Source organism: Rhizobium arsenicireducens, assembly GCF_964021225.1.
Window position 1 is genome coordinate 2,756,693 of sequence record NZ_CAXHYK020000001.1, and the last position, 11,447, is coordinate 2,768,139.

General features: G+C 61.5%; 9 protein-coding genes and 1 tRNA gene. 3 read left to right on the plus strand and 7 right to left on the minus strand.

Going from position 1 to position 11,447, the window contains the following annotated elements; all coding sequences use genetic code 11:
• The 4 genes from ACWPVA_RS13760 to murA form a co-directional block, all read right to left on the minus strand.
• Window positions 1-474 carry a UPF0262 family protein gene (locus tag ACWPVA_RS13760; protein WP_147178302.1) on the minus strand — a complete coding sequence of 158 codons (474 nt, stop codon included), beginning with the start codon at window positions 472-474 and terminating at the stop codon, window positions 1-3.
• A 3-nt stretch (window positions 475-477) separates the two neighbouring features.
• Window positions 478-1,776, minus strand: coding sequence for a histidinol dehydrogenase (hisD, locus tag ACWPVA_RS13765; RefSeq protein ID WP_454288225.1), 1,299 nt, complete (start codon window positions 1,774-1,776; stop codon window positions 478-480).
• A 52-nt stretch (window positions 1,777-1,828) separates the two neighbouring features.
• Window positions 1,829-2,266, minus strand: a complete 438-nt coding sequence (locus ACWPVA_RS13770; RefSeq protein WP_454288226.1) for a DUF2948 family protein — start codon at window positions 2,264-2,266, stop codon at window positions 1,829-1,831.
• Between the two features lie 156 nt (window positions 2,267-2,422).
• The gene (gene murA / locus ACWPVA_RS13775; RefSeq protein WP_454288227.1) at window positions 2,423-3,715 is read right to left on the minus strand and encodes a UDP-N-acetylglucosamine 1-carboxyvinyltransferase; all 1,293 of its coding nucleotides are present in this window, start codon (window positions 3,713-3,715) and stop codon (window positions 2,423-2,425) included.
• Between the two features lie 44 nt (window positions 3,716-3,759).
• On the opposite strand from murA, the gene ACWPVA_RS13780 reads away from it, so the two are divergent.
• The 3 genes from ACWPVA_RS13780 (at window position 3,760) to ACWPVA_RS13790 (ending at window position 6,061) form a co-directional block, all read left to right on the plus strand.
• Window positions 3,760-4,134, plus strand: coding sequence for a hypothetical protein (locus ACWPVA_RS13780; RefSeq protein WP_454288228.1), 375 nt, complete (start codon window positions 3,760-3,762; stop codon window positions 4,132-4,134).
• 108 nt (window positions 4,135-4,242) lie between these two features.
• Window positions 4,243-4,317, plus strand: a tRNA-Thr gene (locus tag ACWPVA_RS13785).
• A gap of 94 nt (window positions 4,318-4,411) precedes the next feature.
• Entirely contained in the window at window positions 4,412-6,061 is a 1,650-nt protein-coding gene (locus ACWPVA_RS13790) for a DUF6538 domain-containing protein (RefSeq protein WP_454288229.1), read from the plus strand.
• A 61-nt stretch (window positions 6,062-6,122) separates the two neighbouring features.
• Here ACWPVA_RS13790 and ACWPVA_RS13795 read toward each other — a convergent pair whose 3' ends face one another.
• From ACWPVA_RS13795 to ACWPVA_RS13805, 3 genes are all read right to left on the minus strand, one after another.
• Window positions 6,123-6,710, minus strand: a complete 588-nt coding sequence (locus tag ACWPVA_RS13795) for a hypothetical protein (protein ID WP_454288230.1) — start codon at window positions 6,708-6,710, stop codon at window positions 6,123-6,125.
• 23 nt (window positions 6,711-6,733) lie between these two features.
• Window positions 6,734-9,841, minus strand: a complete 3,108-nt coding sequence (locus ACWPVA_RS13800) for a type I restriction endonuclease subunit R (protein WP_454288231.1) — start codon at window positions 9,839-9,841, stop codon at window positions 6,734-6,736.
• 124 nt (window positions 9,842-9,965) lie between these two features.
• The gene (locus tag ACWPVA_RS13805) at window positions 9,966-11,426 is read right to left on the minus strand and encodes an ATP-binding protein (protein WP_454288232.1); all 1,461 of its coding nucleotides are present in this window, start codon (window positions 11,424-11,426) and stop codon (window positions 9,966-9,968) included.
• Between the last annotated feature and the right edge of the window lie 21 nt (window positions 11,427-11,447).

Consider the following 11,447-nt stretch of genomic DNA (forward strand, 5'->3'; position numbering starts at 1 on the left):
CTACCCGCGCCAATAGAGAACGCAGACCAGGGTGAACAGCCGGCGGGCCGTGTCGAAGTCGAGCTTGATCTTGCCCGACAGCCGATCCATCAGCGTCTGCGAACCCTCGTTGTGAATGCCGCGGCGTCCCATGTCGATCGCCTCGATCTGCGACGGCGTCGAGGAACGGATCGCCTCGTAATAGCTCTCGCAGATCATGAAGTAGTCCTTGATGATCCGGCGAAAGGGCGTGAGCGACAGGATATGTGTCGCGACCGCCTCGTCGCTCTCGGTCCTGATCGAGAAGACCAGCTTGCTGTCGACCAGCGAAAGCAACAGCTTGTAGGGGCCGCCCGCATGGCCGACCGGTTCGAAACTGTTTTCCTCGATCAGGTCAAAGATGGCGACGGCGCGTTCATGCTCGACGTCCGGCGTCGAGCGGCCGATCGTCTCGTCCAGCACAACATCGCAGAGCCGGAAGTCGCCCTTCGCCATCGGTCAGCCTTCGAGGTTCAACCGGATGGCGACAGAGCGCGCATGGGCGTCGAGCCCTTCGCTCTTCGCCAGCGCGATCGCCGCTGGGGCAAGCGCGCGCAACTGGTCCGGCCCGAGCCGCAGGATCGAGGTGCGCTTGACGAAATCGAGCACCGCGAGACCCGAAGAGAAGCGTGCCGAACGCGCGGTCGGCAACACGTGGTTGGAGCCGGCGACATAGTCGCCGATGGCTTCCGGCGTGTGGCGGCCGACGAAGATGGCGCCGGCATTGCGCACGCCGGCCATCAACGCGTCCGGATCGTCGACGGCAAGCTCCAGATGCTCGGCGGCGATGCGGTTGGCGAGCGGGACGGCATCGGCGAGAGACCTGACCAGGATGACGGCGCCGAAATCGCGCCAGCTGGCCGCAGCCGTCTCGGAGCGGCTGAGTGATTTAAGCTGCCGCTCGACTGCGGCCATGACCGCGTGGCCGAGGTCGGCATCGTCGGTGATCAGGATCGACTGGGCGCCCGGATCATGCTCGGCCTGGGCCAGCAGGTCGGCGGCCAGCCAGTCGGGATTGTTGTTGGCGTCGGCAATCACCAGCACTTCGGACGGCCCGGCGATCATGTCGATGCCGACCGTGCCGAAGACTTGGCGCTTGGCGGCCGCCACATAGGCATTGCCCGGACCGACGATCTTGGCGACCGGGGCGATGGTCTCGGTGCCATAGGCAAGGGCCGCCACCGCCTGGGCGCCGCCGATCCGATAGATTTCCTCGACGCCGGCAATTTTTGCCGCAGCCAGGACCGTCGGATTGATCTCGCCGCCGGAGGCGGGGACGACCATGACGATGCGCTCCACGCCAGCGACCCTGGCCGGCACGGCATTCATCAGAACCGAGCTCGGATAGCTCGCCGTACCGCCCGGCACATAGAGGCCGACGGCCTCGATCGCCGTCCAGCGCGAGCCGAGGCCGACCCCGAGCGCATCCTCGTAGATGTCGTCCTTCGGCATCTGGCGGGCATGGTGCCTTTCGATGCGCTCGGCGGCAAGCCGCAGCGCATCCATCACCTCGGGCGAGACGCTGGCCGCCGCTTCGTCAATTTCCGCGATCGCGACGCGCATAGGCGTCTGGCTGAAATCAATGCCGTCGAAGCGAAGCGAATATTCTGCAAGGGCGGCATCGCCGTGCGCCCTGACATCGGTGATGATCGCCTTCACCACGTCATTGACGTCGTCCGACACTTCGCGCTTCGTCGTCAGGAAGGCGGCAAACGTCTCACCAAAACCCTCCGATGCCTGATCCAACCAGATCGCCACGTCCCCTGCTTCCTTCCATTTCCTGTCTTGCGCACCCTGTCGGCCGCGCCGGTCAATCCCCCGGATGGCCGGGTTTCAGGCTGGTTTCCCATGCCCCGCCGGTATCTGCAAGCTGTGCCTCGATACATTCGACGTCGAGCGCAATCATGCCACCGCCCGAAAGGACGAGTTCGACCACGCCTTCCGGCCCCTCGCCCTCGACGCGAAAGCGGATTGCAAGCAGCGAGAGCACGTCGTCACCCTTGCGGCGATCGAAACCGATCGAGCGGACCGCGCTCACCCGCTTGAAGGACAGCACGGCACGGCGGCGCTCGTAGCTCTTGCGCTTTTCGCCGGCCCCTTCCCATACGAAGCGGTTGACGGCAAGCCCAAACAGGCCGGGACGCGGCTGGAAAGTGATGTCGGCCACCTTGAACACCGCGTCCTGCATATGGGCGGACATGACCGCGAGGTCGTCGGTATCGAGAGCGAGGAGCTTCAAGCTTGTCATGTCGTCATTGTCCGATCGGCCAGTCGATTGCGCGCGGACCCGATATGGGGCGGTGGAATATTCGACACCGCCTCGCAGCCCCGCGCTTCATCCTTTCGACATAGGTCGCCGCAAAGCAAGAGGCAACCGCTCGCAGGCCCGCAAGCGCCAAGAAACTCAGTCCGTAATGCGTTCGACCACCGCGCCGCAGCGCGTCAGCTTCTCTTCCAGTCGCTCGAAACCGCGGTCGAGATGGTAGACGCGCGACACTGTGGTCTCGCCCTCGGCGGCCAAGCCGGCAATCACCAGCGAAACCGAGGCGCGCAGGTCAGTCGCCATCACGGGAGCGCCGCGCAGGCGGGTCACGCCCTCGATCCGCGCCGTCTGGCCGGAAAGCGTGATGTGGGCCCCGAGGCGGGCCAATTCCTGCACATGCATGAAGCGGTTCTCGAAAATCGTCTCGGTGACATGTGAAACGCCGTTGGCGCGCGTCATCAGGCCCATGAACTGGGCCTGCAGGTCGGTCGGGAAGCCGGGATAGGGCTCGGTGACCACATCGACCGGGCGGATCTCATTGCCATGGCCAACGACGCGCAGACCCGACGGCGTCACCGTGATTTCCGCGCCGGCGCGGCGAATGGCTTCTAGTGCGGTGTCGAGCAGGGCGAAGTCCGTGCCCTCCAGCGTCACGTCGCCGCCGGTCATAGCGACCGCCATGGCGTAGGTGCCGGTCTCGATTCGGTCCGGCAGCACGCGGTGGCGGGCGCCCGACAGACTGTCCACGCCTTCGATGGTGATGGTCGCAGTGCCCGCGCCGGAGATCTTGGCGCCCATGGCGTTCAGGCAGTTGGCGAGATCGACCACTTCCGGCTCGCGCGCCGCATTGTTGATGATTGTCGTGCCGCGGGCGAGCGAGGCCGCCATCAGCATGACATGGGTCGCGCCGACCGAAACCTTGGGGAAGGTATAGGTACCACCGATCAGGCCGCCTTTGGGGGCGGTGGCATTGATATAGCCGCTGTCGATCTCGATCGTTGCGCCAAGCGCAGTCAAGCCCTCAATGAACAGGTCGACCGGACGCGTGCCGATGGCGCAGCCGCCCGGCAGCGAGACACGCGCCCTGCCCTCGCGAGCCAGCAGCGGGCCGATGACCCAGAAGCTGGCGCGCATCTTCGAGACCAGCTCGTAAGGCGCTGTCGTGTCGACGATGGTGCGGCAGGTGAAATGAATGGTGCGCGAATAGCCCTCGTCCTGGCACTCGCGCCGGCCGTTGACCGAGATGTCGACGCCGTGATTGCCGAGGATGCGCAGCAGAAGCTCCACGTCGGCGAGATGCGGCACATTTTCCAGGGTGAGCGTGTCGCTGGTCAGAAGCGAGGCGATCATCAGGGGCAGTGCGGCATTCTTGGCGCCGGAGATCGGGATCACCCCGTTGAGCTGGTTGCCGCCGACAATCCTGATACGATCCATGTAAGCCTACGCTACGGGTGAATACCCGCCTTTCCTGATCATGGGTGGAAAATCCGCCACCCGGTCGGGTGGGCTCTTTAGACGAAAAGCTGACCGGGTTCAATTCACCCGTTCAGCAAGGGTTAATCATCGCGATCCGGCGATTTTGCGGCAGGCAGGCCTTCGGCGTCATCGGCGGCTCCCTGGCGACGTGCCCGCTGCTGAAGCTTGCGGCGCATGAGGTTCTCGCGCAGCTTGTCGGCCGCGCGCGCCTTGCGCTGGGCTGCCGCCACATCTGCATGGCGCAGGCGCTGGCCGGCGTTTCCGATGCCCGGATCGTCCCCGCCCTCATCCGCCGCGGCCGGCGGCCCAGTTTCGTCGCGTTTTTCATTCATGCGGCGGTGATAGCCGAATTCCCGGATGTCCGGAAGGGTCATTGACAGGATGCGCATTTCTTCGAGCAAGTTCGTTTTGCGGCTTGCATCCCCCCTGAAGCTGTGGCAATAGGCGGCTCGCTCGAGACGGCGCGGACGCGCAGGGCCTCGCAAGCTGCTATAGCTCAGTGGTAGAGCACTCCCTTGGTAAGGGAGAGGTCGAGAGTTCGAGTCTCTCTAGCAGCACCACTTTTCCTTGTTTATTCACAAGGACTTAGCGCAAAATCAATGGGTTACAGTTCCGTTTGCTACAGCACACTGCTACAGCGGAGCGATGAACGACATGCCCTTGCCCTCTCGTCTGATCAAGCGTGGAAACGTCTACTGGCTCAGATGCTCCATCCCCCGCGACATCAAAAAATCGTATCCGAAGACGGAAGAGACGTTCTCGCTTGAAACGCGGGATTATCAGGAAGCGCTCAAACTCCTGAGGAAAGCGTCCGCCGAAGTCGACGACCGTTTCGACGAGCATCGGCATCATCTGGCCCGGCAGCAAGAACCCGCGCTCCCCGAGCTGTCTGACGCGCAAATCAAGCACGTCGAGGATGTCTACTACGCTCATCTGCTGGACGAGGACGAAGAGGTCCGCCTCGACGGGCTGAGCGACACAGACTTCGACGCATACGAAGAACTTGTCCACAACATGGAAGCAGTGGAGCGACGGTCGCTCGCGCGGGGGGCTCCTCCCGCCTTTGCGTTGTCAGAAGCCGAAGAGGTCCTGAAGTGGAATAATGTCGACCTGAAGCTCGACCCCGCATCCCCGAGTTGGCCGAAGCTGATCCGTGCAATCCTCAGCGCGGGCGTCCGCGCCGCAGCGGCCAAGAGACAGCGCAACGAGGGAACGCCGGTCGAAACTCCAGCGATGCCACAAGCCAATCCAACGCGCACCGCCCCCTCGGCCTCGATGATCATGGAAGCCTGGGTTGCGGAAAAGAGCCGCGCCAAGGGCGGATGGACCCCCGCAACGGCGAAGGCCAATCGCCTGTGGACAGAACGCTTCATCGAATTGGTCGGCGACAGGCCGCTGGGCGAATACGCCAAGGCCGATGCCCGCGTTTTCAAGGCAACCCTGCTGGTGCTACCGCCGAACTGGACCAAGACGAAGGCTCTTGCCGATCTGACGATGGAGAAAGCCGCGAAACGCGCCGAGGCACTGGGCCTTGAGCCCATGGCGGGCAAGAACGTCAACAAGGTGCTGGGCTTTGTCCGTTCCTTCTGGAATTGGGCTGAGGCGAATTACGACGATGTCCCAAGCAATCCGTTCGACGGTCTGAACGTCAAGATCAGCGGCAAAGCTCGCGACGAGCGGCATCCCTTCACGGTGGCGGAGCTTTCGACCATCTTCCGCTCGCCGATCTACACCGGCTGCAAGAGCGTCCGATACCACAACACGCCGGGCGATCTGGTCCCGACTGACCAAGGCATCTACTGGGTCCCGTTGATCGGCCTCTTCACCGGTTGCCGGTCGGGCGAAATCATCCAGTTGCGCACCGAGGATGTGAAGATCGAAAGCGACATCGCCTATATCGAGGTCACCGACGAGGGCGCAGACATGAGCTTGAAGAATAGCGGCTCACGTCGGCGCATCCCCATCCATCAAACGCTCAAGGACATCGGCTTCCTCCGCTTCGTCGAGCGGCAGCGCAAACTGAAGCATGTGCGCCTGTTTCCCGACCTGCCGAAGGCTGCGGACGGCACCTACTCGACGGCCTATGCCACCAAGTTCGGCAACACGCTGAAGGCGCTGAACATCAAGCATGGCCGGATTTCCTTCCACAGTTTCCGCCACTGCTTCGAGGACGGCTGCCGAAACAGCCGCATCCCTCTCGATTTCGTCAACGCGCTGCAAGGTCATTCTCAGCAAGGCATGGCAGGACGCTACGGCCACGGGCTCTATGGACTGCAGTTGCTCAGCGAAGAAATGGCAAAGTGAGCTATGACGGGCTGGATCTGCGGCACCTTACCCGCGCATCACGGTTGGGGGGAGACGCTCACTAGCGCAAACCAAGTTTCCCCAGCTCGGCTGTGATGCTCGCCAGTTGGTTCTCGCACTCGCGGATGGTGTTGAGCGCTGCCTCTCGCCGGGTTTCGAGGCGCTTGCGGTCTTCCCGAAGGATCTCCATCCGCGTCGACACGGGAACCGCCGTTACTGGCACTGAAACGACCTCTCCGGGCTTCTGCGGCACCGGAGGCAACTCCGCCTTGTACTTCTTACGCTTCTTAAGGAGGATCTTCTCGAACTCGGGCTGTGTGCGAGCCCACCGCAGCGGGCTTCCTGCTCTCTGTACCTGTGCGTCCAAGGCGCGAAGCTTTTTAGGCGGGTTTGGAACCTCACGCTTGAGAAAATGTGCATCGAGTACGCTGTGGACGTAGGCAACGCGCTGAGCATCCTCTCTTGCGGCCCTGACCGCCTTCGTTTCGAACTTTGACGCTACCCCGGGCCGGGAGACTACAGGAGCCGGCTTCGGCTTCTTTGGAACCCACGGTTTCGCGTCGTCTCCCACTGGCCTTGCTGTCACGCCGGTAAACCAGCCGGAGTCACGGCCAACGATCGTGTGTCCGCCTATGTAGTGTTTTGCCATCCCTCTCCCCTTTCACCCGAAGTCTAAACCTCTGCCTTCTCCCGCAGCCCTTCCCAGAGCTGCCCCGGCCCGAGCAGGATGTCCTTGATCCCGTCCCGGACACGTTGTGAGTCCAGCGCCTGTTTGCTCATCGCAGAATGGGCCTCGAAGGCATCCATGATCGCGTCGAGGATGGCCCTGGAAAGATCCGGCGAATTGGCGAACTGCTCCTTGGTGTTGTGCTCCGCTTGACGGGCCAGGGTTTCCGATTCCAAGAGCTTCCCCTTGAGGACGCTGTTCACATAGATCACCTGATCGTCGTCGGTCAGTTCGCCCTGGAACAGGTCATTGACCTTCGCCACAATCTCCGCCAGCAGCGCCTTCTCCTTGTCCTGCACCGATCCTGAGCCGGGAGCTTCGTATGGCCGTAGTGGCTCGGACATCCCCGACAGAGCGAGATCGCGCTGGCCTTTGGTCGACAGCTTGTGATGCGTCAGCTTGATCTGGGAGACGTCCACCGTGTCCCGTTCGCGGCCGAAGTCGAGCAAGGGGATCAGCCGCTTGTAGAAGATCGACCGCTTCTCGATGTCGGTATTGCCGTAGTCGAAGATCTGCGACAGGAAGGCATAGACCCGGATGAAGGCTCCCATGTCGGCACGGAACAGCAACAAGGCATCCATCTCGTCCTTGGCGTCCTTTGCCGCCTTGGCGTCTTCCTTGGACAGAGCCACCCGGCGGCGCTCCTGTGCGCCCTTGTAGGCTTTCAGCAACCGATCAGCGACCGGCATGATGGCAGCCACGAGATCCCCTTGCTTGGACATGGGATCAAGCTCGGCCTTCACCACGCGATCCACCTCGAAGCTGTCATAGTAGCCCGAGGCGTCGAGCTTGGCCCTCAGGTCAAACACGAGGTTCGGATCGGTCACCCCGGCCAGTTCCGCCGTCTCATAATAGGTCTGGAAGGCTTTCAGGATCTCTTCGGAGCCGTTGACGAAGTCGAGGACATAGGTCGTGTCCTTGCCCGGATGCGCCCGGTTGAGGCGCGACAGGGTCTGCACGGCCTGAATGCCAGCCAGGCGGCGATCCACATACATGCCGCAGAGCAGCGGCTGGTCGAAGCCGGTCTGGAATTTATTGGCCACCAGCAGGATATGATATTCGGGCAGCTTGAACGTCTCGCGGATGTCGCCGCCCTTCAGACCCGGGTTCAGTTCCTTGCTGGTCTCCAAGAAGGGCTCGGGGCCGCTCTCCTTGTCATTGACGTCCCCCGAGAAGGCCACCAGCGTCCCGAGGTCATAACCCTGCTCGTGGATGTATTTCCGCATGGCGATCTGCCAGCGTACGGCCTCGACGCGGCTGCCGGTCACGACCATGGCCTTGGCCTTGCCATCGAGCAGCGGCTGCACGTTGGCCCTGTAGTGCTCGACGACGATCTGGACCTTCTGGCTGATGTTGTAGGGGTGGAGCCGGACCCAGCGCATCAGCGCCTTCACGGCCTCCTTGCGCTCCACCTCCCGGTCATCCATCTCCCCGTCGGCATTGGCCAGCTTGAAGGCGAGATCATAGGGCGTGTAGTTCTTCAGGACGTCGAGGATGAAGCCCTCTTCGATCGCCTGACGCATCGAATAGACGTGGAAGGGCTGCGGCTTGTTGGTGCCGCTTGCCGGTTCTGCCGGGTTGGGCCGACGCCCGAACAGCTCCAGCGTCTTGCCCTTGGGGGTCGCTGTGAAGGCCACATAGGTGATGCCGCTTTCGCTGGCCCGGGCCGTCATTTGGGCGGCAAGAACGTCTTCGCTGCTGACCTCGCCGCCATCGCCCAGTTCCGCCATTTCCTCAGCCGAAAGAACCTGCTTCAGCTTCGAAGCCGTCTCGCCGGTCTGGCTGGAATGCGCCTCGTCGGCAATGACCGCGAACCTCTTGCCCCCGGTGGCCGCCAGCTCTTGCCCGGCTTCCATCAGTGCCGGGAACGTCTGGATGGTGCAGACGACGATCTTCTTGCCCCCGGCCAAAGCCTCGGCCAGCTTGCGGCTCTTCGCCCCGCCCTCGCTGGTGATGGTCTCGACCACGCCCGTCGTGCGCTCGAAGCCGAAGATCGCCTCCTGAAGTTGCGTGTCGATGACGTTGCGGTCAGACACGACGATGACGGTGTCGAAGATCTTCCGATGCTGCTCGTCATGCAGATCGGCGAGGAAATGCGCGGACCACGCGATGGAATTGGTCTTGCCCGATCCTGCCGAGTGCTGGATCAGGTATTTGCCCCCGGCCCCTTCGGCAAGGACTGCAGCCTGGAGCTTTCGCGTGGCGTCGAGCTGATGGAAGCGCGGGAAGATCAGGCTGACGATCTTCTTCTTCTTGTCCAGTTCGGCGACGATGTAGCGCCCGAGGATTTCAAGCCAGGAATGCCGCTCCCAGATTTCCTGCCAGAGATAGGCCGTCGGATGGCCGCTCGGGTTCGGCGGGTTGCCCTTTCCGCCGTCATTGCCCTTGTTGAACGGCAGGAAGCGCGTGTCCGGTCCCTGGAGCTTGGTCGTCATCATCACTTCGGCATTGCTGACAGCGAAGTGGACGAGAGCGCCGCTCGGGAAGGTGAGCAGCGGTTCGGGCGCTTGGCCCTTGGAGTTTGGCTGCCGGTCGAAGCGGTATTGGTCCACAGCGTCCTGAACGCTTTGGGTGAAGTCGGTCTTCAGCTCGACGGTGGCAACGGGAACGCCGTTGAGAAAGAGAACGAGATCGATGCAGTTCTCGTTGGCCCGGGAATAGCGCACCTGCTGCACGACCCGCAGCCGATTGGCATTGTACCGCGCCAGGATTTCCTCGTTCAGCCCGAAGGCCGGTTTGAACACGGCAAGCTTCAGCGGGGCCCGAAGGCCGATCAGTTCGACCCCATGGCGAAGCACGTCCAGCGTTCCGCGCTCATCGATCTGCTTGCGGATGCGGTCGAGCAGCATGGTTTCCGCAACGGAGCCGTGGTTCTTCGCGAGCGTCTCCCATGCCTTGGGTTGCGAGGCCTGAACCCATGTCACGACATCCGGCGGAAATAGCGCCCGGCTGCGGTCATAGTGCGCCGAATCGCCAACCGCGTGGAGCCAGCCATGGCCGGCCAGATGGCTGCAGATTTCCGTCTCGAAGCTTACTTCCTTGTGGATGCTCATTGGGCGGCCTCTTCCTGCAAAGATCCATCAAACAAATGGGGTGAGACAATTCATTGATAAATATGGATATTATTCTTGGATGGATCGCACTTTATCGCCGTTCATCAAATAACCATCAAAGAACTCAAGCCCAATAAGGCACATAACGGGCGTTCCGTTTTCCTTGGCCTGGATCGTATGGTTTGATCACGCCAGCGTCCAAGGCATCCCGAATGATCCTCGACGCAGTAGCGGCATTTTGCTCCTCGATTCCAAAGCGCTCCCTTAGAGAGGTATTGGTCATCGTGTCGCGCATGACATATCTAAGACTTGCATGAAGGTAACAGGCATGGACGCGTTCTCCACGATCCATCTCCCTCAAGTCCTTGTGGGCGAAGAGTACCGCTCGGAAGGCATCGCCGCTCAACTCCCAGATTGGTGGTGGTAGCTGGAACATCTCAGTGTCACCGACGACCCTATCAACACCGCTGCCTCGCTCTTCGCAAAGACCAATTCGACGCATAAAGGCTGCAAGTGCTTCGTTCCGTGACCGTGGAGCCTGATCAAGCAGGCGCTGTATGTCACCCAAAGGGCGCCCAGGATTTGTGATTTCTATTCGGTCCTCGAACACCTCCACCATAGGGCCTGCCCCCGTTATCGAAAAATCCTGATGAATAAGGGCATTGGCAATCAATTCTCGAAGGGCCCGTTCCGGATACATCGCGACATCTTTGCGCAGCGCAGTTCCGACCACTTCGTTGCGAGGTAGAAGAGCATTGAGGAACAAGACAAGTCCCTCGAATCCTACCGCATATCCTTTTTGGCCTTCTTGTTCGCGTTCGGTCTCAGTGCGACCGCGCCCCTTGTAGACGATGAGCCGCAGGGCTTTTCTAGCGACAGTTGGAAAGGCGTTAAGGTTGTGAGCCAACAGGATTGCTCCCAAGTTGGTGATGTCCCAGAAGCCTGCATCATTGCGGCGGATGAGGTCGTCGTCCTGGAGAGCATGAAGGATACCGGTATGGTCTGATGGCAGCGGCAAACCGAGCAATTTGAAATAGTCAGGGTAGTTCAATAGCTGCAATACTTCCGCCACAGCCTGCCCCTGCAGCGCAATTTGCCGCTCGAAGGGTGTCCGCTCAAAGCCCCGCCAGAGCTCGCGCTCCACCTGCGGCAGGTCTCGTAGCGCCCTGTTGACTGATCCAATCCGAATGAGTTCGCTACCTGAGAAAGCCGTGGGCCTGTCGTTGGCCGCTGGAATCTCGAGCAAAACGAGGGGCAACTCCTCGCAGATGAAGCTGGTGAAGCGGATATGGATGCGCGGTGCCAGCATTTGCACCAGCCAGCTTTCCAGATCCTGATTGCCCTTTTTTGCGGTGCCCGGCGCAAAGGTCGTACCAACTAATCTATGGGTTTCATCCTCAACACCCCAGAGGAAGTACGCCATCTCCTTTCCAGCAAGCGCCGCCGCGTTCGACAGAGCCGCAATGGTTTGGCCGATCATTTGAGGATCTGAATTGTTGTGCTTGAACTCCACCCACGAAGTCTCGGACGGCAAGCGTCGCAGTTCGCTGATCAGCCCATGCAGATGATCTTCCCGTTCAGCCATGACTGCTACATCCAATCGCCA